The sequence below is a fragment of the Sphingobium agri genome (assembly GCF_023051225.1).
GTDB classification, from domain to species: Bacteria; Pseudomonadota; Alphaproteobacteria; order Sphingomonadales; family Sphingomonadaceae; genus Sphingobium; species Sphingobium agri.
The window spans coordinates 129,233-152,895 of sequence record NZ_JALKHS010000018.1; the positions used below are offsets into that span (position 1 = coordinate 129,233).

Consider the following 23,663-nt stretch of genomic DNA (forward strand, 5'->3'; position numbering starts at 1 on the left):
GCTGGACAGCCGCTCAAAAGGCGCTCCCATCCTTGCGCTGATAGCCTCCCCCCGACCAGCGAAGGTCGATGTCGGGATAGTGCGCATCCCCCTTCGGCACGCGCCCGAAGGCGAGGAATTCGCAATCGCCGTCACTTTCGTTGACGAGATGATGGCCATTGGGCTCGCCCTTGGGGAAGGCGGCCATGTCGCCTGCCTGCATGGCGAAGCGGCCTTCATCCTCGATCAGCACAGCTTGCCCGCTCAGCATGACGACGAATTCGTCCTCATCTTCATGCCAGTGACGCTGCGACGAAGCGGCGCCGGGTTTCAGCACCACATGGCTGACGCCGAAGTCCGCAAGGCCGGAGCCCGGACCCAGTCTTCGCACCCATCGCCCCTCCACCACAAGCGCATAGGGATCGGGATAGCCGGTCCTGTTGGTCTGTTCCATGGCTGCAAGATCGATCTTGGGCATGATCTTTTCCTCCGCTGGCAAAGGCGCTCGGCTTTCGCTAACGCAGCGCCATGAGCATGACCAGCACCAATGCCGATGTAGTGGACATAGCGCGCAAGCTGATTGCCTGCCCTTCGGTGACGCCCGCCCGGGGCGAAGTCTTCGCGGTCCTTGAAGCGATGCTGGTGCCGATGGGCTTTACCGTCGATCGCTTTGTCACCGGAGAAGCGCCCGATGGGCCGGTGGAAAACCTGCTTGCCTGGCGGACGACGGGCGCGGGCCCGCACTTCGCTTTCGCGGGGCATCTGGACGTGGTGCCGCCGGGGGACGGCTGGACCAGCGATCCCTTTACGCCGGAGATTCGCGGCGACCTGCTCCATGGCCGTGGCGCGGTCGACATGAAAGGGTCGATCGCCGCCTTTGTCGCTGCTCTTGCCAGCGTTCCCGATGATGTGCCGGGGACCGTCAGCCTCATCATCACCGGCGATGAGGAAGGCCCGGCGGTTTACGGCACGCTGGCGCTGATGGACCGCATGGCAGCGCACGGATTGCGGCCCGACCTTTGCCTGGTCGGCGAGCCGACTTCCTCCCAGCGGCTGGGCGACGTCATCAAGGTCGGGCGGCGCGGCTCGGTCAACATGTGGATAAAGGTGGACGGCGTGCAGGGGCATGTCGCTTATCCGCACCTGGCCGACAATCCGGTTCCGCGCCTCGTCCGCATCCTCGCGGCGATCGATGCCGTGGTGCTGGATGAGGGCACGGACTGGTTCCAGCCGAGCAATATCGAGATCACGAATCTAGAGGTGGGGAATCCCGCCACCAATGTCATTCCCGCGGCCGCCCATGCCCGCATTTCCATCCGCTTCAACGACCAGCATAGCGGCGCGCAACTGATCGAGCGGATCAGCGCGATTGCGGCGACCGAGGGCGGTATCGTTAGCGCGAAGATCAGCGGCGAGCCGTTCTTGACGGAACCAGGCGCGCTATCCAGCCTTGTGGCGGGCGCGATCAAGGACGTGACGGGGGTCGAGGCGGAGCTTTCCACCACCGGCGGCACATCGGACGCGCGTTTCCTCTCCCGCCTTTGCCCGGTGGTGGAGTTCGGGCTGAACAATGCAACGATGCACAAGCTGGATGAGGCCGTGGCGGTGCAGGACCTTGAGGACCTGACCCGGATTTACGCCCTCGTCATCCGCCGCGCACTGGCGGCCTGATCGTCAAACGGTGCGGCGCTGGCCTAGCGGCGATACGGCGAAGCGGGACAGATAGTCCTGCTCGCTCATCGGACGGGCGAAATGATAGCCCTGGAACAGGGTGCAGCCGATGACGCGCAGCATTTCCATCTGCGCTTCGGATTCGACGCCTTCGACCACGACTTCCATCCCCAGCCCCTGGATGAGGCCGACGACGGCGCTGCAGATCGTGCGTGCTTCCGCCGAAATGGCGATGTCGCGCACCAGACTGCGGTCGATCTTGACGCGATCGACGGGGAGTTCCTTCAGGCGCGAGAGGTTCGAATAGCCGGTTCCGAAATCGTCGATGGCGATCCGCACGCCTTCGTCGCGCAACGCCTTCAACTGGCCAAGCACGCGGCTGTCCATCTCCATCGCCAGCGACTCGGATATTTCCAGCTCCAGCATCTGCGGGGGCGTTTGATGCGCGGCCATGGCGTGCCGCAGGCGCAGGAAGAAATCCGCCTGCGACAATTCCCTTGAGGAGATGTTGACCGCGATACGCTGGCCGATGTCGGCCTTAGACCAGCGTGCCGCGGTCTCGCACACCCGTCCCATGACCCAGTCACCCAGCGCCACGATCGCGCCGCTTTCCTCCGCGACTGGCACGAAGAAGCCCGCCATGACCATGTCGCGTTCGGGATGGGCCCAGCGGATCAGCGCCTCCGCCGTGACGATCCGGCCGCTGGTGGCCTCGACCTGAGGCTGGAACTCCAGAATGAACTCATCCCGCTGCAAGGCCAGCAGCAAGTCCCTTTCCAGCTCGGCGCGATCGGCGGCTTCCAGCGCCAGTTCGGCGGTGAACATCTCTGCCCGGTTCCGCCCTTCATGCTTGGCATGATACATGGCGATGTCCGCCGAGCGCAGCAATGCGGACAGGGTGTCGCCATGGTCGGGATAGCAGGCGATGCCGATCGATGCGCCCAGTTCGATATGCTGGCTGCCAAGGTCGAAACGCTCGCTGAGCGCGAACTGGATCGCGCGCGCGATGCGGATGGCCGATTCGCGGCCGGGCAGTTGAGGGAAGAACATCGTGAATTCGTCACCTGCCAAGCGCCCGATGACGGCATCGCTGATCCCGGCGCTGACCTGGGCCATGACGACTTCGCGCAGGCGGCCCGCGACACGGGCAAGCAACTGGTCGCCCGCCGCATGGCCCAGTGTGTCATTGACGCCCTTGAACCCATCGAGGTCAATGAAGAACAAGGCGGCCGAAGCCACCTCGTCGCGCTCCGCCAACAGCCTCTCGACTTGCCGGCAGAAGCTTGTGCGGTTCGCAAGGCCAGTCACCTGATCGAACAGGGCGAGCGTCTGCACATGGTCGAGATTGGTGCGCACCTGACTGAACAGGCTGGTCATCGCAACCGACAGGTCGGGTAATTCCGCCACGATTTCGGGCGGCACGGGGGATTGCAGGTCGCCATGGGCGGCAGCGACCAGTCTTTCCGTCGCCCTGTCGATCGCGCTGGCGGCCGCGACGACAGCCTGGCGGGCCGATGCCCAGCTCATCGTGCCGCACAAAATGGCTACGATCAGCGATCGGCCTATGCCCAGGATGTCGGTCGCCTGCCCCTGCCCCAGCACGAGCGACAGGATGAACACCAGCGCCCCCGCGGCGCAGGCGAAGGCGGTGGCGCGGCTTTTCAATGTCACGCCCTGCATGTGCCTCCCGCCCAGAGCGTAGCTCGACAATGAGCCACGGATGGGCTGGTTATGGCCAATGCTGGTTAAGAAAAGGTCATTGGCGCGCGTCGCACCGGCTATTTTTTGCGCCGCAATATGATGTAGATGGCGCCCGTGCCGCCATGCCGTGGATGGGCTTGGCGGACACTGGCGATACGGTCCGCATAGGCGCTTGTTTCAAGCCAGTGGCCGATCTCTCCGCGAATTGCGCCGCGCCGGGATTGCTGGCTGGAAGCCGAGAGTTTCGGGGGCTTGCCAGTGATGATCAGCAGAATCCGGTGATCGCGCGCCAATGCCGATGACAGCGCCTGATTGAGCCTGGCATGCGCGCTCGACAGGCTGTGTCCGTGCAGGTCGACCGTCATGTCCGGCATCAACGTACCGCTGCGGATGCGGCGTTCCCAGCTTGTATCGAGCATGGCTGCCGGAGCGCGGGTGGATGGGGCATCGACTGGCCGGGGGGACAGCGGGGTCACGCTTCGACCAGTGGAGATCGCAACGGGCCGCTCGGTAATGGCCTCAGGTAGCGGGCGCGGACGCAGCGGCCTCACGGACTGCGTCAGGGTGTTCCAGATTGCCTGTTCGTCTGAAGACAGATGCCGCCGGGCCATCGCCAGCCACGCTTATTGCTGTGCGAGGCGTGCCGCCGATCCGATCGGCAACAGGATTAATGCGCTGCCGCGTGCCGACATGCCGCCCGCTATTTCCCGGGCTCGCGTGCCTGCTCCCCAAAAGCTGTCGAAACGGTTGGCGCCCTTGATGGCGCCGCCGGTATCCTGCGCGATCCAGATGCCATTGGGCTCCGCACGATCAAGGGACAGCAGCACGGGCGCGCCAAGGGGAACATAGCGGGGATCGGCGGCCACCGTCGCTTCTGCCGTCACCGGCACGCCCAGCGCGCCCAGCGGTCCGGCCCCCGTCAACTCCCGGAAGAAGACGAAGCTTTTATTCTCGTTCATGATCTGCGCACCCTCCGCGGGATTGGCGCGCAGCCATGCCATGATATCCTGCATCGACCCGGCCTGGATCAGCCCGCGATCCTTCATGAGCTTGCCGATCCCGGTGTAATCGCGGCCATTCTGCCCATCATAGCCGATCCGCATGATCCCGCCGCCGGGCAGCAGCAGCCGTCCGCTTCCCTGCACCTGGAGGAAGAAGAATTCGACGGGATCGGCGGCCCAGGCAAGTTCCAGACCCCGGCCTGCCAGAGAGCCCGCCACGATCTGCGCGCGCTCGTCGAAGGGCACGAAGTTGGTCCCCTGCACCTTGCCGCGAATGGTCTTGCCCTTCAGGCTGTCGCTGAACAGGCCGAGATTGACGTCGATCAGGTCCGGCGGGCGGCGATAGATCGGCACCTCATAGCCGGGCTGCCGGACGCGCGATCCGGGGATTTCCGGCTCATAATAGCCGGTGACGAAGGCCGTGCCGGGGCCGACTTGCACCGCTTCGAAATATCGGGAGAAAAATTCATTGGCGCTCGCTTCGGGCCAGCTGGAGGCGGCGGCGCACGCGCTGTTCCAGTCTGACCCCTGGGTGAGGCCGCTCTGGTCCGTGCGCTTCATCAGCGACGGGCAGGAAATCCGGAATGCCTCAAGCGCCTTGCGGGCACGATCGCCGGGCTGGATCAGGGAGGTGACATCGGGCCCACGCGTTATGCCTGCGGCGAGAGCATTTTCCGTGGTTGCGGCGGGCGGTGTCGGCGTGGCTGTCGGCAGAGTGGGGCGCGGGGTCGCGGGGACCGGCTGCGCCGCGACGTCCGATCCGCGTACCGGGCCGGATGGAGCCGGGCCTGACGCGCCAGGCGGAATGACACCGCCCGCGCACGCCGACAGCAGCAGCGCCGCAAAGGCCGCCGCCCACGCATGCCGGAAGCTCATGCAGCCTCGTCGGTTTCGCTGAGCTTCCAGTTGGGATCGGTGCTGCGCAGGTCGCGCGTGAAGGTCCAGATATCGTTGGTGCTGACCGCGTCAGTGAGCGAGCCTGCGACGACATTGCCGTCCTTGTCCCTGGTCACGGCCGCAATGTCCGCTTCGAACCGCAGCGACACTTCGGCGATGCGCCCGTTCACATGGGCGCCGACGATCTGCGCCTTGTCGATGCGCACCAGCCGGTTGTCGAGCACATGACCCGCCGCCTCCCGCTGCGCGATCGCCTCTTCGAACGAGGTCAGCACGTCCGTGTCGCACAGCCATTCCAGCTCCGACCGGTCGCCGCGCCAGAAGGCTTCGAGCACCATCTTGTAGGCCGCCTTCGCACCATCCACGAATTGCGGCACGTCGAAGGTCCGGTCCGCCGCGATCAGCGCGCGCACGCCCGCTTCGCCGCCCGGCGCGATCAAGCCGTCCGCCAGGCGAACCGAATCGCCGGGCATGTCCGATACCGGACGCGGCTGAAGCACGGTGACCTTCGCTCTTTCCTCCGCCGGGCGTAGCGCAGGCTCCTGCTCATGCCCTGTCCGCTTTCCCAGCACGGAATAGAGCCGCAGCGCCAGGAAACCGGCGATGAGCGCGAGGATGACGATTACATACACGGGCCGAGGCACCCTTTAGTTTAGATCTGAAACCACAACGCAGCCAACATAGGCATGTTTCCGCCCATATTCAAATGGCGCCTTTCGGCAGGCGGCATTGCCCTGCCCGGCCGCCCCTGCTAAGCGCACGGGCCATTGTCCCAAGGCTTTTCGCCAGCGGACCAACAGGAAAATCAGGGAACAGAGATGGCCGACGAAGCCGATACGATCCAGACCAGCGCGGGCAACGGCGCGGACACGAGCCCGCAGATCGCGCTCATCAGCCAATATGTGAAGGACCTCTCGTTCGAGAACCCCAATTCGCCGGCCGTCTACCAGTGGCCCGATCAGCCGCAGATCGACGTTCAGTTCAACATCGGCGCCGACAAGGTGGGTGACGAGGTCGTCGAGGTTTCGCTGAAGATCGAAGTGAAGGCGACTGCTCCTCAGGGCACGGCCTTCGCGGTCGAACTGCTCTATGCCGCCCTCTTCGGCATGCGCAACGTGCCGGACGACCAGTTGCAGCCGTTCATGCTGGCCGAAGCGCCGCGGCTGATCTTCCCCTTCGCCCGCCGCGTTCTGGCCGATGCGATCCGTGACGGCGGCTTCCCGCCATTGCTGCTCGACCCGATCGACTTTGGCGGCCTGTATGAGCAGCAGGCTCAGGCGATCGCGCAGACGGCGGGCGAGCCGGCCGGTCACGCCTGAGCCTGGGAATGACCTTCATTTCCGTTCGCCCTGAGCTTGTCGAAGGGCAGTCCTTTTCTTCAGGTAAGAACAGGGCTTCGACAGGCTCAGCGCGAACGGCGATAGAGGTTTTGCCATGAAACTGGTGAAGGCGCTTGGCTCGGTCGGCGGGTTGACGCTTGCCAGCCGCATACTCGCCCTGGTGCGGGATTCGCTGGCGGCGCGCTATGTGGGCGCGGGATTTGCGTCGGACGCCTTCAACGGCGTCGCCTTCCGCCTGCCCAACATGTTCCGCGCGCTCTTTGCCGAGGGCGCCTTTTCCGCCGCCTTCATCCCCATGTTCAACCGCAAGGCGGCAGGGCCCGGAGGCATTGCCGAGGGCTATCATTTCGCCGAGCGCGCCTTGGCCGTTCTGCTGCCCGTGCTGATCTTCTTCACCGTGGCGCTCGTTGCTGCGGCTTGGCCTGTAACATGGCTGCTGTCCGGCGGCTTTTCGCGGCAAAATCCGACGCCGGAACAGTTCGCCTTCGCCGTGCTCCTGTCGCGCATCACCCTGCCCTATCTTGCGCTGATCAGCCTTGCCTCGCTGCTCGGCGGCATCCTGAATTCGCTCGACAAATTCTGGGTCAATGCCGCCGCGCCGATCCTGCTGAACCTCGCCATGATCGCGGGTCTGTGGCTGTTCCACGGCGCCGACGAATATGAGACCGCGCGGGTCCAGGCCATATCCGTAACGGTGGGTGGCGCGCTTCAACTGTTGTGGCTGATATGGGCCTGCCGCCGCGCTGGCGTATCGATGAAGCTAAAGCGGCCGCGCCTGGATGCCGATGTGCGTGAGTTGCTGCGCCTGATCGTGCCCGCCGCCGCTGGCGCTGGCGCGTCGCAGATCAACCTGCTCATTTCCACCGCCCTGTCGGGATGGCTGCTCGCGTCGGGATCGATCACTTACATCTATTATGCGGACCGGCTGAACCAGTTGCCGCTCGGCCTGATCGGCATCGGCCTTGGCACCATCTTGCTGCCGACAATCTCGCGCATGCTGTCGACCGGGCAAGAACAGCAAGCGATGGATACCCAGAACCGTGGGATCGAACTGGCGCTGTTCCTGACCCTGCCCGCCACCGTGGCCTTCATCACCGTAGCCGAGCCCATCGTGCGCGGCCTGTTTCAATATGGGCGCTTTACGGCGGAAGATGCGCAGCGGTGCGGATGGGCCTTGTCAGCCTTTTCGATCGGTTTGCCATCCTATGTGCTCGTGAAGGTGCTGACGCCCGGCTATTATGCGCGCGGCGACACGAAAACGCCGGTGCGTTACGCGATGCTGTCGATCCTCATCAACATCATCGGCAATATCACGCTGATCCCGCTGATGGCACGAGCGGGCCTTGGCCATGTCGCGCCGCCGCTGGCGACCGCGCTGTCATCCACAGTCAACGTCGCCATGCTGTATGCGACATTGGTGAAGCGCGGGCATTTTGCGGCGGATGCGCAGTTGCGCAGGCGGTTGCCACGCCTGGCGGTGGCGGCGGTCGTGATGGGCGGCGCGCTGTTCGCGGGAGAAGAGCTGCTGGACCCATGGCTCGGCGGCGCGATGATCCAGCGCTATATCGGCCTTGCCCTGCTTGTCGGCGCGGGCATAGCGCTTTACGGGGTGGCCTGTTTCCTGACGGGCGCCTATCGGGTGTCCGACCTGAAGGCGCTGATGCGCCGCAGGGGCTCAACCGCAACCTAGAAGAACGGATAGAAACATGCGCGTCCTTTCCGGCATCCAGCCGACCGGTAATCTGCACCTGGGCAATTATCTGGGCGCGATCCGCAACTGGGTGCGGATGCAGGATGAAATGGACGGCGACAGCCAGTGCTTCTTCTTCCTCGCCGACATGCATTCGATCACTGTGCATGAGGCACGCGAGCAGCGCATCCGCAACGTGCGCGACATGGCGGCGGCACTGGTCGCCGCCGGGATCGATCCCGATCGTTCGGTGCTTTTCAACCAGGCACGGGTGCCCGCCCATGCAGAGCTGTGCTGGTTGCTGAACGGCACGGCGCGGATCGGCTGGCTCAATCGCATGACGCAGTTCAAGGACAAGGTGGGCAAGGACCGCGAGGGCGCATCGATCGGCCTGTTCGTCTATCCCGTGCTGCAGGCCGCCGATATCCTTGCTTACAACGCCACCCATGTGCCCGTGGGCGAGGACCAGAAGCAGCATCTTGAACTGGCGCGTGACATCGCGACCAAGTTCAACACCGATTTCGGCGTCGAGCTTTTCACGCTGCCGGATCCGATCATTCCCAAGGAGTCGGCGCGCATCATGTCCCTGCGCGACGGGACGGCGAAGATGTCCAAGTCGGACCCGTCGGACATGAGCCGCATCAACCTTACCGATGACGACGATGCGATCATGCAGAAGGTGAAGAAGGCGAAGACCGACCCCGAGCCCCTGCCTGAAACGGCCGAAGGCCTGGCGGGGAGGCCGGAAGCGGCCAATCTGGTCGGCATCTACGCGACCTTGGCCGGAAGCTCGCCTGACGCCATCTGCGCCGAATTTGCCGGCAAGGGGTTTGGCGCGTTCAAGCCTGCGCTGGGCGAACTGCTGGTCGAAACGCTGCGGCCGATCCGGACGCGCTTTCTGGAATTGCGCACGGATGACGCGGCTCTCGACGCGATCCTGGAAAAGGGCGCGGCCCAGGCGCGAGCGGCAGCGGAGCCGACGCTCCGCGCCGCTTATGACGCGACGGGGCTTATGCGCTGAAGTCTGGAACTGCTTCACTGAGCGACCTGCGGCGGCCTGCCCCGGCAGAGCGTTCAAATGATGTTCAGTTGCATTCTGCTATGGCCGGGAGCAAGATTGCACCGAGCCCTTCCAGATTGGGACGCAAGACGATGAAATATAAGAAGAAGATCGGCATGGTCGCGGCCCCTGCTCTGGCATTGGTCGCTCTTTCCGGCTGCGCGACATCCTTCAAGGCGGACGTCGCCCGGTTCCAGCAATTGCCCGCTCCGGCTGGGCAGAGCTTCACCGTGGTGGCGGACGATCCCCGGCTCGCTGGCGGTCTGGAATTCGGTCAATATGCAGGGCTGATCGGCCAGCGGCTGGCGCAGACGGGATACACGCCCGCATCGGACCCGGCGCGGGCCGACCTGATCGTCCGCGTTGCCTACCATGTCGACAATGGCCGGGAAAAGGTGCGCTCGACCGGCTTCGGACCTGCTGATCCTTATTTCTACGGCGGCTGGGGCTGGCGAGGCCGGTGGGGACGCCCGTGGGGCTATGGCTTTTATGACCCGTGGCTGTTCGGCCCCGGTTACAGCGATGTCAGCAGCTATACCGTTTATACGAGCGACCTCAGCATGAAGATCGATCGGGCAGCGGACAACCGGCGCCTTTTCGAGGGCAAGGCGTCCGCACAGTCGCTGTCGAACAAGCTGACCTATCTTGTGCCCAATCTGATCGACGCCATGTTCACCGGCTTTCCGGGGCAGAATGGCGAAGATGTAAAGATCACCCTGCCACCTGAACGGAAGGGCTGATCTTCCAGGGAACCGCGAGCGGGTTTTGAGCGGTGTCAGGATCAGGGCAGACGGCGCGCGGTGACGATCCGCACGGGTTGCTGCAGCATCTGTCCTTTCATCACGCCCTCGCCGGCCGTGGGCGATTTGGGCGTCGACAGGATCGAGCGGACGGCATCCATGCCTTCCACGACATGGGCGAAAACAGCAAAGCCCTGATTGTCGCCAGGTGAGGCGGGCTGCGCGTCCATGCTCGGCATCTTTCCAAGCACGATGAAGAAGTCGCCGGTTGCGCTGCCGGGCGCATAACGCGCCATGGACAGCGCGCCGTCATCATGGGTGAGACCGGTTTTCGTGGTCGGCTCATGCGCGATGGGCGGCAGGACGCGGGCGGGATCATTTTGCGTTCCGCCCTGCACGAAACCATAGTCCGTCGTTCCCACAGCCCGGTAGAAGCCGGTTCCGTCCAGTCGCTTCTGATCGACATAACGCAGGAAGTTGCGCGCGGTGACCGGCGCTTTGGCGACATGTACCGCTATGATGATCCGGCCAGCGTTGGTGTCGAGCGCGACCTGAACATCTTGCGCGGGCGGCGAAGCGGGGACCTGAGCGGCGGCCGGGACGAAGGACAGCAAGGCGGCGAGCAGGAAAGCGGCGTGGCGGATCATGGCCTGATCCTAGCCGTTCTCCGATAATCTGTCAGCGTCAGTTTTCCAGCTGCCGCTGCAGCGTGCGAATGTCGGCGTCTATGTCGGCATTAGTCTGCCGCAGTTCCTCGATCGTGCGCACGGCATGGATCACGGTGCTGTGATCGCGGCCGCCGAAGATGCGTCCGATTTCCGGAAGAGAGCGAGGCGTCATCTTCTTGGCAAGGTACATGGCGACCTGCCGGGGCCGCGCGACGGCGCGGGCGCGACGCTTGGAGCGCATTTCGGCGGCGTCGATCTTGTAATGCGCGGCGCAGACCTTCTGGATCTCGTCCACCGTGATGCGGCGCGCGTTGGCGCGCACGGCGTCGGCGAGCATGCTTTGCGCAAATTCCAGATCGACGGAGCGGCCGGTGAGTTGGCCGTAGGCGATGAGTTTGTTGAAAGCGCCTTCCAGCTCGCGGATGTTGGAGCGGATGGAGCGCGCGAGGAAATCGACGACGGCGTCGGGGACCGGCGGATCGCCCGCTATGGCGCGCTTGGCTTCCAGGATGGACAGGCGCAGGTCAAGGTCCGCCGGGCGGATGTCGGCGACGAGGCCGCCCGCGAGCCGGGAGAGGATGCGAGGGTCGATCGAATCGAGCAGCTGCGGCGCGCGATCGGCGGTCACGACGATGCGTGCGCCCGAGTCGATGAGGTCGTTGATGGTGTGCAGGAATTCCTCCTGCGTCGAACCCTTGCCCGCGATGAACTGGATGTCGTCGATCAGCAGCAGGCGGGCGGCGCGCAGACGCGCCTTGAACATCATGGTTTCGTTGGCGCGCATCGCGTTTACGAATTCCATCATGAACCGCTCCGCCGACATGTAGAGGACGGGCGCGCTGGGCGAGTGGCTGGAGAAATGCTGGGCAATGGCGTGGAGCAGGTGGGTCTTGCCCTGCCCCGTGCTGCCATGGATGAAGAGCGGGCTGAAGCGCGGCTGCGCTTCTGCGGCAATGGCCTCAGCCGCGGAAAAGGCGAGATGGTTGGATTCGCCCGTGACGAAATCGGCAAAGCTATGGCGCGGCTGGAAGTTGCAGGCGGGCGCGCCCTCGACGGGGATCGGGGCAGCAGCAACCGGTTCTTCCGCCGGAGCAGATTCGAGCAGGCGCGGGCCGACCGCATTGGGCGCGCGGCGCAGCCTGACCTCGCGGACACCCACGCCAGCGCAGCGCCACGCCATGCACAGCCGATCACCAAAATGACCGGAGACGAAATTGGCCGTGAAATCGGAAGCGAACAGCAGGTCCAGCGTCTGGGATTCCGGGCAATAGTCACCCAGCTGAGCAGCCTTCAGCCACTGGTCGAACATGCGCGGGCCGATGTCGCGGCGAAGCCCGGCGCGGATCGCATCCCACGCCGATTCCAGACGCGCATGGTCATGCGATGCCTGAACGCTCGAACTATTCGCCACTGCCGTGAAACCCTTCATAAACAGTCGACCCCCATCAACTGTGCCCCTGGCTGGCAGGGACAATCAGACGCAAGAAGACCTTTGGGAAAGCAGCACTTTCCCAACATATCTGCGTCAACAAACCTAATGACGATCGCCGGAAATCGATTCGAGTGGCGACCAGAGAGTTGAAAATAGACAGGCATTCTCCGCCTGATCAAGGGCAGGGCCATTCAAAAATGTGAAATAAAGACGTTGACTCGGAAAACCGGGGAAAACCGGAAATCCTTGTTTATGTCCTTATATTTCAACGACTTAATCAATATACGGATTCGGGCACTTTTGCTCGAATCGTTGGGGAATCGCGGGAATCTGCGGGACTCCGTTACGGCTGCGTGACGGACATATGAAAAAACCCGCCCCAGAGCGGGACGGGTCTTTTCAATTTATTTGACGATCGAGTGAAGCGGCTCAGGCGAGCGCGCTGACTCGCTTCGTGAGACGGCCGAACTTGCGAGCCGCGGTATTCTTGTGCAGGACGCCGCGGGCAACGCCACGGGCCAGTTCAGGCTGGACGGACTGAAGCGCCGTGGCCGCAGCCGCCTTGTCGCCAGCGGCGAGAGCGGTTTCGACCTTCTTCACCAGGGTGCGGATCCGGCTGATGCGGGCGCCGTTGATTTCGGCGCGGCGTGCGTTGCGGCGGATGCGCTTCTTGGCTTGCGGCGTATTGGCCATTTAAAGTCCTCAGTCTCGTCAAATCGCGTGAATAGGGCTCGTCGGAATCGCCAACCAGCCCCGTGAAGGTGCGCCCCTTACAGGGGATAAGGCGGAGCGTCAACGGCAAGACGCGTGCTATTTCTGGCATTTCGGGCAGTAGAAGGTCGATCGGCCACCATCCACGCGGCGCCTGATCACCCCGCCACAGGCGCAGCTTTCCCCTTCCCGGCCATATACGCGCCACTGTTTGGAGAAATAGCCAAGCTCCCCGTCGGGTCGGGCATAATCGCGCAAGGTCGATCCTCCGGCCGCGATCGCGGCTGTAAGCACTTCGCGAATCGCGTCGGTCAACAGGCCGAGCCGCGCCCGGCTGATCCGCCCGGCTTCCCGCGTGGGAGAAATGCGAGCCATGTTGAGCGCCTCGCAAACATAGATGTTGCCCAAGCCCGAGACGATTCGCTGATCGAGCAGCGCCGCCTTGATCGATGTCGACTTGCCCTGGAGCGCGCGAGCCAGATAGGCGGCGGAAAATTCGGGGCCGAGCGGTTCGGGACCCATGCGGGTAAAGGGGGCATAAGCCTGCCACGCATCGCTGCGGACAAGGTCGAGCGAACCGAAGCGGCGGGGATCGTTCAGCGAGAGCAGATGGCCGTCGCTGGTCTCAAGCAGCAGATGGTCATGCGCGCCGATCTCCGCCGGATCGATTCGCCAGCGCCCGGACATGCCGAGATGAAAGATGAGCGTGTCGCCACGATCCGTCTCTATCAGCCCATATTTTGCGCGGCGGGCGAGCGAAGTGACGGTCGCGCCGGTCAGCCTCTGCCGCAGGTCGACGGGGATCGGGAAACGCAGGTCGGCCCGGCGTGGTTCGACGCGGGTGAGAACCGTGCCCTCCAGGACCGATCGAAGTCCCGCGACCGTGGTTTCGACTTCTGGCAATTCGGGCATTCAGATCGTTCCGGAAGCTGTTGTGGAGGCAGTGACAAATCACTGAACATTTTCGCCGATCTGGGGTGTTTCCACCGGACATGCAAATGCTCTAGGAGGCTGGCCCATGAACGACACCGCTTCTTTCGGCTATCGCGACGTGGATGCCTCTGAAAAACAGGGGATGGTCCGCGCGGTCTTTTCCAATGTCGCGTCCAAATATGACCTGATGAACGACGCCATGTCGGCAGGCGCGCACCGGCTGTGGAAAGATCAGTTCGTCAGTCGCGTGAAGCCCCGCAAGGAGGAAGCGATCCTCGACATGGCGGGCGGCACGGGCGACGTCGCTTTCCGCTTGGCTAAGCATGGCGCGCGCGTCACCGTGTCCGACATCAATCCGGAAATGCTGGCCGTGGGCGTCGAGCGCGCGAAGAAGAAGGGCCTGGAAGGGCTGATCTGGTCGGAGCAGAATGCGGAGGAGCTGACCTTCAAGGATCGCAGCTTCGACGCCTATACGATCGCCTTTGGCATCCGCAATGTGACGCATATCGACAAGGCGCTGCGGGAAGCGCACCGGGTGCTGAAATTTGGCGGGCGGTTCTTTTGCCTGGAATTTTCGACGACGACCTGGCCGGGATTTTCCGATGTATATGACGTCTACTCCCATCGGCTGGTGCCCAAGCTCGGCAAGCTGCTGGCGGACGACGAGGACAGCTACAGATATCTGATCGAATCGATCCGGCGCTTTCCGCCCATGCCTGAATTCGAGCGGATGATCCGCGAGGCGGGTTTCGTGCAGACGAAGGTCGAGCCGATCCTGGGCGGATTGGTGGCGATCCATTCGGGGTGGAAGATTTGATGGTGCCGAAGCTCGCTTCGCTCGCGCCCACCCCCTGCCCCTCCCGCCTGCGGGAGGGGAGCCAGTAGTGCCATCCCACATCACGCATATCTGGCGGCTGCTGAAATGGGGCCGGACGCTGGCGCGGCATGGCGCTCTGCGAGGGATTGAGCGCGATCCGCTGACGCCAGCGCCGGTCCGGCGTCTGGTGCGGGTGGCGCGGGTCGGCGCCAGGGTGCCCAGGCAGCCGCGCTATGCCGATGCGTTTCAGGCCATCGGGCCAGCGGCAATCAAGCTGGGGCAGACATTGGCGACGCGCCCCGATCTGGTCGGCGATGAAGCGGCGAACGATCTTCTGCGGTTGCAGGACGCGCTGCCGCCCGTACCGTTCGCTACGATCCGCGCGCAGATCGAGCAGAGTTTCGGGCGTCCGTTGGAGAGCATCTATCGCAGCTTCGACGAAGTACCGGTAGGCGCGGCTTCAATCGCGCAGGTGCACCGCGCCGTCACGACCGATGGACGCGATGTGGCGGTGAAGGTGATCCGGCCCGGCGTCACGGACCAGTTCAACCGCGACATCCAGACCTATGAGTGGGCGGCTGCTCATATGGAGATGCTGGGCGGGGAAGCCGCGCGATTGCGGCCGCGCCTCGTCATCGCGAACCTCAAGCGGTGGACGGCACGGGAGCTGGACCTGCGCCGCGAGGCCGCATCGGCATCCGAGCTGGCCGAGGCGATGGAGGCGATGCCCGGCTATCGCGTGCCGGTTATCGATTGGGATCGCACGACCGGCAAGGTCATGACGATGGAGTGGATCGACGGGATCAAGATCTCCGACCGCGACGGCCTGATCGCGGCGGGTCATGACGTGAAGGAACTGGCTGCGCGGCTGGTCAACGCCTTCCTGCGGCAGGCGATCGCCGAAGGTTTCTTCCACGCCGACATGCATCAGGGGAACCTGTTCGTCACCGGCAATGGCGACATCGTGGCGATCGACTTCGGCATCATGGGGCGGATCGACCGGCGCGCGCGTATGTGGCTGGCGGAGATTCTCTATGGCCTGATCACCGGCAACTACAAGCGGGTCGCCGAAATCCATTTCGAGGCGCAATATGTGCCCGGCCACCATAATGTTGAGGAGTTCGCTACCGCCCTGCGCGCCGTCGGCGAGCCGATGCGGGGCAAGCCGGTGCGCGAGCTTTCGGTCGGGGGCATGCTGGACGGGCTGTTCGCCATCACCCGCGATTTCGACATGCAGACGCAGCCGCACCTGCTGCTGCTTCAAAAGACGATGGTGATGGTGGAAGGCGTGGCGACCGCGCTCGATCCCGACATCAACCTGTGGGAAACGAGCGGCCCTTATGTGAAGGAGTGGTTGCGCGCGGAACTGGGGCCGGAGGCCAAGGCCGCCGATGCGCTGATCGAAAATTGGCGGACGCTTCAGCGATTGCCGGGCCTTGTGCGCCGGATCGAGGAAGCATTCCCGGAGAAGGGCGGCGCGCCGCCGCCGCCGCCGCTGACCGAAGTCAGGCTGATCCGCATCGGCGGCGGTTGGCGCTATGCCGCCGTGGCGGGGATCGCCGCGGTGACTGGAGCGGTCGTTACGGCCCTGCTACATCTGCAGCTATGACTCAGCGCCGCATTCTCCTGATCGTTGCCGGTGGCATTGCCGCCTACAAGTCGCTGGAGCTGGTGCGGCTGCTCAGGAAGCGCGGCATCGCGGTGCGCGCGGTGCTGACCGGCAGCGCGACCAATTTCGTGACGCCGCTGTCCCTGGGCGTGCTGACCGAGGATCATGTCTATGGCGACATGTTCGACCTGAAGGAAGAGCGGGAGATCGGGCATATCCAGCTCAGCCGACAGGCGGATCTGGTGGTGGTCGCGCCCGCGACGGCGAACATCCTTGCCAAGATGGCGAATGGCATTGCCGACGATCTGGCAACGACGCTGCTGCTGGCGACGGACAAGCCGGTGCTGGCGGTGCCTGCAATGAATGTGCGCATGTGGCATCATCCGGCAACGCAACGGAACCTGGCGCGCCTCCATGCCGATGGCGTCCACCTGATGGAACCCGATAGCGGCGAGATGGCTTGCGGTGAGTTCGGCAAGGGGCGCCTGCCTGAGCCCGAAGCGATCGTCGCGGAGGTTGAGCGGCTGCTTGAACGTCCGGCGATGAAAGACCCGCTTGCCGGGCAGCCGGATTTTGAAGGGGCCGAACTGCCGCTCAAGGGACGCCATATCCTGATTACCGCCGGGCCGACGCATGAGCCGATCGATCCGGTGCGCTACATCGCCAATCGTTCTTCGGGGAAGCAGGGCTTTGCGATCGCGGCGGCGGCGGCGCGGGCTGGCGCGCGCGTGACGCTGGTGGCGGGGCCGGTGCATTTGCCGACGCCTGCGGGCGTGGACCGCATCGATGTGGAAACAGCGCGAGACATGCTGGCTGCGGTCGAAGGCGCGCTGCCCGCCGACGCGGCGATCATGGTCGCGGCGGTTGCCGACTGGCGCACGGCTGATGCGTCCGGGCAAAAGCTCAAGAAGGATGGATCGGGCAAGCCTGCCCCGCTCGCGCTGGTGGAGAATCCGGACATTCTTGGCACCTTGGGCAAGCATGCACAGCGCCCTGCCCTGCTGATCGGTTTCGCCGCCGAGACCGAGAAGGTCGCGGAACATGCGCAGGCCAAGCTGGCGCGCAAGGGCGCGGACTGGATCATCGCCAATGACGTATCGGGTGACGTCATGGGCGGCGACAGCAACAGCGTGCATATCGTCACGGCCGACGGCATCGAAAGTTGGGAACAGCTGCCCAAGGATGCCGTCGCCACTCGCATCATGGAAAAGGTCGCTCATGCCCTCCCCCCTCTCCCCCATTGAAATCCGCCTGAAGCGCCTGCCCCATGGCGAGGGGCTGCCGGTGCCCGCCTATGCGACCGAACATGCGGCGGGCATGGACGTCATGTCTGCCGAGGATGTGATCATCGTACCAGGTGGGCGGCATGCGGTGGCGACGGGCTTCGCGATGGCGATCCCCGATGGGTATGAGGTGCAGGTGCGGCCAAGGTCGGGCTTGGCGCTGAAGCATGGGATCAGCCTGCCCAACACGCCCGGCACGATCGATGCGGATTATCGCGGCGAATTGAAGGTCATCCTCATCAACCTGGGCACCGAGCCCTTCGTCATCTCGCGGGGTGACCGGATCGCGCAACTGGTGGCGGCGCCGGTGCAGCTGGCGCGCTTTGCCGAGGTCGAGGAACTGGACGAGACGGTCAGGGGTTCGGGTGGTTTCGGATCGACGGGAGTGAGTTCCTCATGACCTTTTCCGACGAGCAGTTGGAGCGCTATGCCCGCCACATCGTCCTTAAGGAGATTGGTGGCGCGGGTCAGGCGCGGCTGCTGTCGGCCGATGTCGCGGTGATCGGTGCGGGCGGCATCGGTAGCCCCGCGATCCTCTATCTCGCGGCGGCGGGTGTGGGCACGATCCGGGTTATCGATGACGACCATGTCGCCCTTTCCAATTTGCAGCGGCAGGTGCTGTTCGGCACCTCCGACGTGGGCGCCCCGAAGGCTGAGGCCGCGATGGCGGCGGTTGCCAAGCTCAATCCCGACGTAAAGCTGATCCCCATCAACGCCCGGATCGATGCGGATAATGCCGCCCTCATGCTGCGCGATGCGGATGTCGTTCTGGACGGATGCGACAGCTTCGCGACGCGGTTAGCGGTGGCGGATTGCGCGCAGCGACTGCGCATTCCGCTCGTGTCGGCCGCGGTCGGGCCGTTCGAGGGGCAACTTGCGACCTATCGCGGCTGGGAAGGCGACCAGCCCTGCTATCGCTGCCTGGTCGGCGATCCGCAGGATGCGCCAGAGCGGAACTGCTCCGAGACCGGCGTGATCGGCGCGCTCACCGGCGTGATGGGCAGCCTCGCCGCGCTGGAAGTCATTCGCGCGCTCGTTCCATTCGGCGCGGACATGGCGGGCAAGCTGCTGCTCGCCGACCTGCTTTCCATGCGGTTCCGCACGGTCAGCGTCGCCAAGGACCCCGGCTGCAAGGCGTGCGCCGCTGAGCTATGCGCGAACTGAGGATCGTCGTCGCCACCGCTGACGCAGAGCGGCTGCGCGGCGCATTGGTGCTGGCGAGCGCGCAGGCGGCGCTGGGGGGAGCGGCCAGCATATTCCTGCAATTGGATGCGGTGGCGCTGCTGCGGCACCCGATTACAGCTGCCGGGGACGCAGCACATGCGGCGGCTGGCCTGCCACTGCTTGGAACGCTGATAGACGAAGCCGCCGCGCTGGGCGTGACTATCCTCGCGTGCCAGAGCGGCCTCATGCTGGCGGGCATGACCGCAGACATGCTCCCGCCGGAGGTGGAAGCAGGCGGCCCCGTCTCCTTCCTGCAGGAGACCAGCGACGAGGCCCGCCTGCTCTTTGCATGAGCTTTCACCAAAGCCCCTTCTATTGACAGACGGGGCGGCCCATTTATGGGGAAAGGGCGGCTTTTTGCGCTGCTTGCCTCCACTCACAGAAAGACCTGTCCCTTGTCCGCCATGCTCAAGATCACCCTGCCCGATGGTTCCGTGCGTGAAGTCGCGCCCGGCACTACTCCGGCGGATATTGCGGCGGCGATCGGCCCTGGTCTGGCCAAGGCGGCGATCGCGGCGCGGGTGGATGGCGAACTGCGCGATATCATGCGCCCGCTGGAGCAGGATTCGCAGCTCGCTTTGGTGACGAGCAAAGACGAAGCTGACGCACTGGAACTGGCGCGGCATGACTTCGCGCATCTTTTGGCGGAGGCCGTGCAGGCGCTGTTCCCGGGGACGCAGATCACCTTCGGCCCGGCGACGGACGATGGCTTCTACTATGATTTCGCACCGAAGGACCGGCCCTTCACGGAAGAGGACCTGCCTGCGATCGAAGCGAAGATGCGGGAGTTGATCGCGGCCAACAAGCCTCTTCGCCGCGAGGTGTGGACGCGCGAAGACCTGATCGCGCGCTGGAAGGCGGAAGGCGAGACGTTCAAGGCGGAATGGGCGGCCGAGCTTCCTGAGGGGGAGGAGCTGACCGTCTACTGGTCGGGTGGCGACTGGCTCGACATGTGCCGCGGGCCGCATCTGGCTTCGACCGGCAAGCTCGATCCCAACGCCTTCAAGCTGACGCGTGTGTCGGGCGCCTATTGGCGCGGCGATCAGAAGAATGCGATGCTCTCGCGCATATACGGCACCGGCTGGCTGAACAAGAAGCAGCTCGACGCGCACCTGACGCGGCTTGAAGAAGCCGCGAAGCGCGACCACCGCAAGCTGGGCGCGGAGATGGACCTGTTCCACCTTCAGCAGGAAGCGCATGGCTCCGTCTTTTGGCATCCCAAGGGCTATCTGATCTGGCGGGAGCTGGAAGCCTATATGCGCCGTGCCATCGATGCAGGTGGCTATCGCGAGGTCAAGACGCCGCAGGTGATGGACGCGCGCCAATGGGAGCAGTCCGGCCATTGGGGCAAATATCGCGAAAATATGTTCGTCATCCCCGACGAAGTGCCGAACGTCGAGGATGAAGGGCCGCTGGTGTCGGACGATGCCGACTGGATGGCATTAAAGCCCATGAACTGCCCGGCGCATGTCCTGATATTCCGCCAGGGGATCAAGAGCTATCGCGACCTGCCGCTGCGCTTTTACGAGAATGGTTGCTGCCATCGGAACGAGCCGCATGGAGCGCTGCATGGGCTTATGCGCGTGCGGCAATTCACGCAGGACGATGCGCATATCTTCTGCCGCGAGGACCAGATCGTCGCGGAGGTGCAGGCATTTTGTGAGCTGGCCGACCGGATCTACAAGGATTTCGGCTTCACCTACTCGATCAAGCTGGCGCTGCGCCCCGACAAGCGCTTCGGCACTGAAGAGATGTGGGACAAGGCCGAGGAGGAACTGCGCAACGCCGTTGCCGCCGCTGGCCTCAACACGCCGGAATATGGGTGGGAAGAGTTGCCGGGCGAAGGCGCCTTCTACGCGCCGAAGCTGGAATGGCATCTGACCGACGCGATCGGGCGGACATGGCAGGTGGGCACGATCCAGTCGGACCGGGTTCTGCCGGAGCGACTCGACGCTTCCTATGTGGGCGAAGATGGCGAACGGCACCGGCCGGTGATGCTCCATAGGGCGATTTTCGGGTCCTATGAGCGCTTCATCGGCATATTGATCGAACATTATGCGGGCAAATTCCCGCTCTGGCTCGCACCGGTGCAGGCGGTGGTCGCGACCATCGTTTCGGATGCGGACGACTATGCGAACGAAGTGGTGGAGAAGCTTCGTGCGGCGGGAATTCGCGCGGAAGTCGACGTCCGCAACGAGAAGATCAACTATAAGGTGCGTGAGCATAGCCTTGCCAAAGTCCCGAATTTGCTGGTTGTCGGCCGCCGCGAAGCCGATGAAGGCACCGTGGCGTTGCGCGAGCTGGGCAAGGAAGGCCAAAGCGTCCTTGCCGTCGATGATGTCATCGCGCGCCTTGCAAAGGACGCGCTGGCTCCCGATATGCAGTGAGGCGGCAATGCCACATGGGGCCGGTGAATCCGCAACTGCGGACTTGCCGCCCCTTTCGGCTTTGCGCTAAAGACCCCGCCAGATTCTTGAAGTTTCCATAGGAGAAGCCGCTATACGTCCCCCAATGATGCGCCGCCCGATGGCGCCGCCGCCTAAGTCCGGTCCCCGTTACAATGAGTTCATCACCGTGCCCAAGGTGCGCGTGATCGACGACGAAGGCGAAAATCTGGGCGTGATGTATACGCAGGAGGCTATCGAGCGCGCCTATGAGATCGGGCTGGACCTGGTCGAAGTGTCGCCGACCGCCGATCCGCCGGTTTGCAAGTTCCTGGACATCGGCAAGTACAAGTACGAGGCCCAGAAAAAGGCGAACATCGCCCGCAAGACCCAGAAGACGCAGGAACTCAAAGAGATCAAGATGCGTCCGAACATCGACGATCATGACTATGATACGAAGATGAAGAAGGTCCATGATTTCATCGGCGACGGCGACAAGGTGAAGATCACCCTGCGCTTTCGCGGCCGCGAATTGTCGCACCAGCAGCTCGGCATGCAGCTGCTCCAGCGCGTGGCGGAAAATGTCGGCGAGATCGCGAAGGTCGAAGCCTATCCGCGCATGGAAGGCCGCCAGATGCTGATGGTGCTGGCGCCGAAATAAGGCTTGCCGCTTTGGCAGATGCAATTGGGCGGGGTCTGGGTTCAGGCTCCGCCCATTTTGTTATGGAGACGCCGGAGCACGGAGCGTGAAGCAGTTGCAGGGCGCGAGTTCGATGAGGGTCGACAGCGGGCTTCGGCTGGTTCATGCATGAGGCGCGGCAAAGATAAGCCGTGGTCTTGTGAAGCTTTTCCGACCCATCGGCTCGGTGAGTTTCAGCTTTTATGCGAAGCGTTTTCCGGACGGACCGGCAAGTCCGGTTGGTGCGGGCCGCTCGAAATGGCAGAGAGGGTGAATATGTTCAGCCACATCATGGTGGGTGCCGACGACATTCAGGAATCCAAGCAATTTTACGACGCGACGCTGGGCGCACTGGGCATCCCCCCGGGTTTCATCGACGACAAGGGCCGCGTCTTCTACATGACGCAAAGCGGCGTGTTCGCGATTTCCAAGCCGCTGAACGGTGAACCGGCAAGTGCTGCAAACGGGGGCACCATCGGCTTTTCCGTTTCTTCGCCCGAGCAGGCCGATGCATGGCATGCGGCGGGCATCGCGGCGGGCGGTGCGACTTGCGAAGACCCCCCGGGTGTTCGTGACAGCGGTGTAGTCAAATTATACCTCGCCTATCTGCGCGACCCGGCAGGCAACAAGCTGTGCGCGCTGCACCACATGGCGGGTTGAGTTAGATCGGGGCTTCAGGAGCGCGGCTGTAGCGCTCCTGAATTTTCGCGTTTCAGGTCAGTTTGGAACGACCAGATATTTTTCGCCGGTGCGCCGGGCATTGTAAGTGAGCACTGCGTCGCGGCTGAGCGCTTCGGACAGTGAAATATGGCCCATATAGTGGCTGGCGAAGGTGGTGGTGATATTGTCCATTACGCGCTGCTTCATCCGTTCGATCGTTTCCGGCCCGGCGCTTTGCAGGAAGGGGAAGAGCAGCCAACCTCCGACAGACCAGCCAAAGCCGAAGCTGCGCGTCAGGATGGTGGGCGAAAGGTCGAGTGCGCCGTAAATATAGGCTTGTTTGGGGCTGTCAGAGCCATAGCGGCTGTACGGGGCGTCCTTGCTGGCAACCTGTTCCATGGCGTGCAGGATCTGGCTGACGAGATGGCCGCCACCGATCGCGTCGAAGGCGATGGTCGCGCCAGTTGCGGCGACGGCGGCTTCCAGTTGAGCGGCGAACCCTTCTTCCGAACTGTTGAGCACATGTTCGGCGCCGATATCCTTGAGGATAGCCACTTGAGCATCGTTGCGCACGATGTTCACCAGCGGAATGCCATCTTCCTGGGCGATGCGCACCAGCATCTGGCCAAGGTTGGAGGCCGCGGCGGTATGAACGATCGCCGTGTGCACTTCCCGCTTCATCGTTTCGACAAAGCCCAGCGCGGTCATGGGATTGACGAAGGCGGACGCGCCCTGCTCCGCCGTCACGTCGTCGGGCAAGACCATGCAGGCGCGGGCATTCACGGTGCGATATTGCGCGAACATGCTGCCGCTGATCAGGGCGACGCGCTTGCCCAGCAGCGCCTGTGCTTCCGGCGCTTCACCAGCGGCGATGACCGTGCCCGCGCCTTCATTGCCGATCGTCATTGGCTGACCGACCCGCCCTGCAAGCGCGCGGCGCGCGGCGTCGGGCATTCGTGCAACGATGCGGCCTTCGCTATATTCGGCGTTCTCGACGTCGGCGGACGCGAAGAGCAGCGCGAGGTCGGACGGGTTGATGGGCGCGGCCTCGACACGGACCAGCACTTCGTCCGCCTGCGGAGGTGGGAGCCTCTCCTCGGCGAGTTCCACGATCAAGCGACCATCCGCATCCAAGGTCGACAGGAGTTTCAGGCCTTGGATCTCGGTCATGTCGCTTTCCTTTC

At 63.9% G+C, this 23,663-nt stretch carries 24 protein-coding genes; 14 read left to right on the forward strand and 10 right to left on the reverse strand.

Features of this window, described 5'->3' with window-relative positions:
• Nucleotides 1-13: 13 nt before the first annotated feature.
• Nucleotides 14-457, reverse strand: coding sequence for a cupin domain-containing protein (locus MU848_RS16210; protein ID WP_247234181.1), 444 nt, complete (start codon nucleotides 455-457; stop codon nucleotides 14-16).
• Nucleotides 458-507: 50 nt separating this feature from the next.
• On the opposite strand from MU848_RS16210, the gene dapE reads away from it, so the two are divergent.
• Nucleotides 508-1,650, forward strand: coding sequence for a succinyl-diaminopimelate desuccinylase (gene dapE, locus MU848_RS16215; RefSeq protein ID WP_247234183.1), 1,143 nt, complete (start codon nucleotides 508-510; stop codon nucleotides 1,648-1,650).
• 3 nt (nucleotides 1,651-1,653) lie between these two features.
• On the opposite strand, the gene MU848_RS16220 is transcribed toward dapE, so the two are convergent.
• The 4 genes from MU848_RS16220 to MU848_RS16235 all read right to left on the reverse strand — a co-directional run bounded on the left by MU848_RS16220 (nucleotide 1,654) and on the right by MU848_RS16235 (nucleotide 5,881).
• Nucleotides 1,654-3,330, reverse strand: a complete 1,677-nt coding sequence (locus MU848_RS16220; RefSeq protein ID WP_247234185.1) for a putative bifunctional diguanylate cyclase/phosphodiesterase — start codon at nucleotides 3,328-3,330, stop codon at nucleotides 1,654-1,656.
• A gap of 98 nt (nucleotides 3,331-3,428) precedes the next feature.
• The gene (locus MU848_RS16225; RefSeq protein WP_247234187.1) at nucleotides 3,429-3,962 is read right to left on the reverse strand and encodes a Smr/MutS family protein; all 534 of its coding nucleotides are present in this window, start codon (nucleotides 3,960-3,962) and stop codon (nucleotides 3,429-3,431) included.
• A gap of 12 nt (nucleotides 3,963-3,974) precedes the next feature.
• The gene (gene mltA / locus MU848_RS16230) at nucleotides 3,975-5,228 is read right to left on the reverse strand and encodes a murein transglycosylase A (protein ID WP_247234189.1); all 1,254 of its coding nucleotides are present in this window, start codon (nucleotides 5,226-5,228) and stop codon (nucleotides 3,975-3,977) included.
• Entirely contained in the window at nucleotides 5,225-5,881 is a 657-nt protein-coding gene (locus tag MU848_RS16235; RefSeq protein ID WP_097090816.1) for a Tim44/TimA family putative adaptor protein, read from the reverse strand. Before MU848_RS16235 ends, mltA begins: the two co-directional genes overlap by 4 nt.
• A 186-nt stretch (nucleotides 5,882-6,067) precedes the next feature.
• Here MU848_RS16235 and secB point away from each other — a divergent pair, with 186 nt between their 5' ends.
• The 4 genes from secB to MU848_RS16255 all read left to right on the forward strand — a co-directional run bounded on the left by secB (nucleotide 6,068) and on the right by MU848_RS16255 (nucleotide 10,079).
• The gene (secB, locus tag MU848_RS16240; RefSeq protein WP_247234191.1) at nucleotides 6,068-6,568 is read left to right on the forward strand and encodes a protein-export chaperone SecB; all 501 of its coding nucleotides are present in this window, start codon (nucleotides 6,068-6,070) and stop codon (nucleotides 6,566-6,568) included.
• A 115-nt stretch (nucleotides 6,569-6,683) separates the two neighbouring features.
• Nucleotides 6,684-8,279 (forward strand): murein biosynthesis integral membrane protein MurJ, encoded by a 1,596-nt coding sequence (murJ, locus tag MU848_RS16245; RefSeq protein ID WP_247234193.1) that lies wholly within the window; start codon nucleotides 6,684-6,686, stop codon nucleotides 8,277-8,279.
• 16 nt (nucleotides 8,280-8,295) lie between these two features.
• A complete protein-coding gene (trpS, locus tag MU848_RS16250; RefSeq protein WP_247234195.1) occupies nucleotides 8,296-9,300 on the forward strand; it encodes a tryptophan--tRNA ligase in 1,005 nt (334 codons plus the stop codon).
• Nucleotides 9,301-9,431: 131 nt separating this feature from the next.
• The gene (locus MU848_RS16255; protein ID WP_247234197.1) at nucleotides 9,432-10,079 is read left to right on the forward strand and encodes a DUF4136 domain-containing protein; all 648 of its coding nucleotides are present in this window, start codon (nucleotides 9,432-9,434) and stop codon (nucleotides 10,077-10,079) included.
• 41 nt (nucleotides 10,080-10,120) lie between these two features.
• Here the strand turns inward: MU848_RS16255 and MU848_RS16260 are convergent, their stop codons facing one another.
• The 4 genes from MU848_RS16260 to mutM all read right to left on the reverse strand — a co-directional run bounded on the left by MU848_RS16260 (nucleotide 10,121) and on the right by mutM (nucleotide 13,802).
• A complete protein-coding gene (locus MU848_RS16260; protein ID WP_247234199.1) occupies nucleotides 10,121-10,726 on the reverse strand; it encodes a peptidylprolyl isomerase in 606 nt (201 codons plus the stop codon).
• Between the two features lie 37 nt (nucleotides 10,727-10,763).
• Nucleotides 10,764-12,176 carry a chromosomal replication initiator protein DnaA gene (gene dnaA, locus MU848_RS16265; protein WP_201515154.1) on the reverse strand — a complete coding sequence of 471 codons (1,413 nt, stop codon included), beginning with the start codon at nucleotides 12,174-12,176 and terminating at the stop codon, nucleotides 10,764-10,766.
• A gap of 432 nt (nucleotides 12,177-12,608) precedes the next feature.
• Entirely contained in the window at nucleotides 12,609-12,872 is a 264-nt protein-coding gene (gene rpsT / locus MU848_RS16270; protein ID WP_097090809.1) for a 30S ribosomal protein S20, read from the reverse strand.
• Nucleotides 12,873-12,989: 117 nt separating this feature from the next.
• The gene (mutM, locus tag MU848_RS16275) at nucleotides 12,990-13,802 is read right to left on the reverse strand and encodes a bifunctional DNA-formamidopyrimidine glycosylase/DNA-(apurinic or apyrimidinic site) lyase (RefSeq protein ID WP_247234201.1); all 813 of its coding nucleotides are present in this window, start codon (nucleotides 13,800-13,802) and stop codon (nucleotides 12,990-12,992) included.
• A gap of 106 nt (nucleotides 13,803-13,908) precedes the next feature.
• On the opposite strand from mutM, the gene MU848_RS16280 reads away from it, so the two are divergent.
• From MU848_RS16280 to MU848_RS16320, 9 genes are all read left to right on the forward strand, one after another.
• A complete protein-coding gene (locus MU848_RS16280) occupies nucleotides 13,909-14,640 on the forward strand; it encodes a class I SAM-dependent methyltransferase (protein ID WP_097090807.1) in 732 nt (243 codons plus the stop codon).
• Nucleotides 14,641-14,707: 67 nt separating this feature from the next.
• Complete coding sequence (gene ubiB, locus MU848_RS16285) at nucleotides 14,708-16,249, forward strand: 2-polyprenylphenol 6-hydroxylase (RefSeq protein ID WP_097090806.1); 1,542 nt, start codon at nucleotides 14,708-14,710, stop codon at nucleotides 16,247-16,249.
• Nucleotides 16,246-17,493 (forward strand): bifunctional phosphopantothenoylcysteine decarboxylase/phosphopantothenate--cysteine ligase CoaBC, encoded by a 1,248-nt coding sequence (gene coaBC, locus MU848_RS16290; protein ID WP_247234203.1) that lies wholly within the window; start codon nucleotides 16,246-16,248, stop codon nucleotides 17,491-17,493. The genes ubiB and coaBC overlap by 4 nt, the downstream gene beginning before the upstream one ends.
• Nucleotides 17,468-17,932 (forward strand): dUTP diphosphatase, encoded by a 465-nt coding sequence (gene dut, locus MU848_RS16295; RefSeq protein ID WP_247234205.1) that lies wholly within the window; start codon nucleotides 17,468-17,470, stop codon nucleotides 17,930-17,932. The genes coaBC and dut overlap by 26 nt, the downstream gene beginning before the upstream one ends.
• Nucleotides 17,929-18,696, forward strand: coding sequence for a HesA/MoeB/ThiF family protein (locus MU848_RS16300; protein ID WP_247234207.1), 768 nt, complete (start codon nucleotides 17,929-17,931; stop codon nucleotides 18,694-18,696). Before dut ends, MU848_RS16300 begins: the two co-directional genes overlap by 4 nt.
• Nucleotides 18,684-19,049, forward strand: coding sequence for a DsrE family protein (locus MU848_RS16305; protein WP_247234209.1), 366 nt, complete (start codon nucleotides 18,684-18,686; stop codon nucleotides 19,047-19,049). The genes MU848_RS16300 and MU848_RS16305 overlap by 13 nt, the downstream gene beginning before the upstream one ends.
• A 111-nt stretch (nucleotides 19,050-19,160) precedes the next feature.
• Complete coding sequence (gene thrS, locus MU848_RS16310) at nucleotides 19,161-21,143, forward strand: threonine--tRNA ligase (protein WP_247234211.1); 1,983 nt, start codon at nucleotides 19,161-19,163, stop codon at nucleotides 21,141-21,143.
• 124 nt (nucleotides 21,144-21,267) lie between these two features.
• Nucleotides 21,268-21,801 carry a translation initiation factor IF-3 gene (gene infC / locus MU848_RS16315; RefSeq protein WP_021238112.1) on the forward strand — a complete coding sequence of 178 codons (534 nt, stop codon included), beginning with the start codon at nucleotides 21,268-21,270 and terminating at the stop codon, nucleotides 21,799-21,801.
• Between the two features lie 294 nt (nucleotides 21,802-22,095).
• Nucleotides 22,096-22,479, forward strand: coding sequence for a VOC family protein (locus MU848_RS16320; RefSeq protein WP_097090799.1), 384 nt, complete (start codon nucleotides 22,096-22,098; stop codon nucleotides 22,477-22,479).
• 57 nt (nucleotides 22,480-22,536) lie between these two features.
• Here MU848_RS16320 and MU848_RS16325 read toward each other — a convergent pair whose 3' ends face one another.
• Entirely contained in the window at nucleotides 22,537-23,649 is a 1,113-nt protein-coding gene (locus MU848_RS16325; RefSeq protein WP_247234213.1) for a zinc-binding dehydrogenase, read from the reverse strand.
• Nucleotides 23,650-23,663: the final 14 nt, after the last annotated feature.

What these genes read in the sequence shown, in the direction of transcription:
- MU848_RS16225 (WP_247234187.1), bottom strand. Translation starts at nt 3,962, where the DNA reads ATGGCCCGGCGGCATCTGTCTTCAGACGAACAGGCAATCTGGAACACC.
- mutM (WP_247234201.1), bottom strand. Translation starts at nt 13,802, where the DNA reads ATGCCCGAATTGCCAGAAGTCGAAACCACGGTCGCGGGACTTCGATCG.
- MU848_RS16280 (WP_097090807.1), top strand. Translation starts at nt 13,909, where the DNA reads ATGAACGACACCGCTTCTTTCGGCTATCGCGACGTGGATGCCTCTGAA.
- trpS (WP_247234195.1), top strand. Translation starts at nt 8,296, where the DNA reads ATGCGCGTCCTTTCCGGCATCCAGCCGACCGGTAATCTGCACCTGGGC.
- dnaA (WP_201515154.1), bottom strand. Translation starts at nt 12,176, where the DNA reads ATGAAGGGTTTCACGGCAGTGGCGAATAGTTCGAGCGTTCAGGCATCG.
- mltA (WP_247234189.1), bottom strand. Translation starts at nt 5,228, where the DNA reads ATGAGCTTCCGGCATGCGTGGGCGGCGGCCTTTGCGGCGCTGCTGCTG.
- MU848_RS16320 (WP_097090799.1), top strand. Translation starts at nt 22,096, where the DNA reads ATGTTCAGCCACATCATGGTGGGTGCCGACGACATTCAGGAATCCAAG.
- MU848_RS16305 (WP_247234209.1), top strand. Translation starts at nt 18,684, where the DNA reads ATGCGCGAACTGAGGATCGTCGTCGCCACCGCTGACGCAGAGCGGCTG.
- dapE (WP_247234183.1), top strand. Translation starts at nt 508, where the DNA reads ATGAGCATGACCAGCACCAATGCCGATGTAGTGGACATAGCGCGCAAG.
- MU848_RS16255 (WP_247234197.1), top strand. Translation starts at nt 9,432, where the DNA reads ATGAAATATAAGAAGAAGATCGGCATGGTCGCGGCCCCTGCTCTGGCA.
- infC (WP_021238112.1), top strand. Translation starts at nt 21,268, where the DNA reads ATGATGCGCCGCCCGATGGCGCCGCCGCCTAAGTCCGGTCCCCGTTAC.
- MU848_RS16220 (WP_247234185.1), bottom strand. Translation starts at nt 3,330, where the DNA reads ATGCAGGGCGTGACATTGAAAAGCCGCGCCACCGCCTTCGCCTGCGCC.
- MU848_RS16325 (WP_247234213.1), bottom strand. Translation starts at nt 23,649, where the DNA reads ATGACCGAGATCCAAGGCCTGAAACTCCTGTCGACCTTGGATGCGGAT.
- murJ (WP_247234193.1), top strand. Translation starts at nt 6,684, where the DNA reads ATGAAACTGGTGAAGGCGCTTGGCTCGGTCGGCGGGTTGACGCTTGCC.
- rpsT (WP_097090809.1), bottom strand. Translation starts at nt 12,872, where the DNA reads ATGGCCAATACGCCGCAAGCCAAGAAGCGCATCCGCCGCAACGCACGC.
- MU848_RS16260 (WP_247234199.1), bottom strand. Translation starts at nt 10,726, where the DNA reads ATGATCCGCCACGCCGCTTTCCTGCTCGCCGCCTTGCTGTCCTTCGTC.
- dut (WP_247234205.1), top strand. Translation starts at nt 17,468, where the DNA reads ATGCCCTCCCCCCTCTCCCCCATTGAAATCCGCCTGAAGCGCCTGCCC.
- thrS (WP_247234211.1), top strand. Translation starts at nt 19,161, where the DNA reads ATGCTCAAGATCACCCTGCCCGATGGTTCCGTGCGTGAAGTCGCGCCC.
- secB (WP_247234191.1), top strand. Translation starts at nt 6,068, where the DNA reads ATGGCCGACGAAGCCGATACGATCCAGACCAGCGCGGGCAACGGCGCG.
- coaBC (WP_247234203.1), top strand. Translation starts at nt 16,246, where the DNA reads ATGACTCAGCGCCGCATTCTCCTGATCGTTGCCGGTGGCATTGCCGCC.
- MU848_RS16300 (WP_247234207.1), top strand. Translation starts at nt 17,929, where the DNA reads ATGACCTTTTCCGACGAGCAGTTGGAGCGCTATGCCCGCCACATCGTC.
- MU848_RS16210 (WP_247234181.1), bottom strand. Translation starts at nt 457, where the DNA reads ATGCCCAAGATCGATCTTGCAGCCATGGAACAGACCAACAGGACCGGC.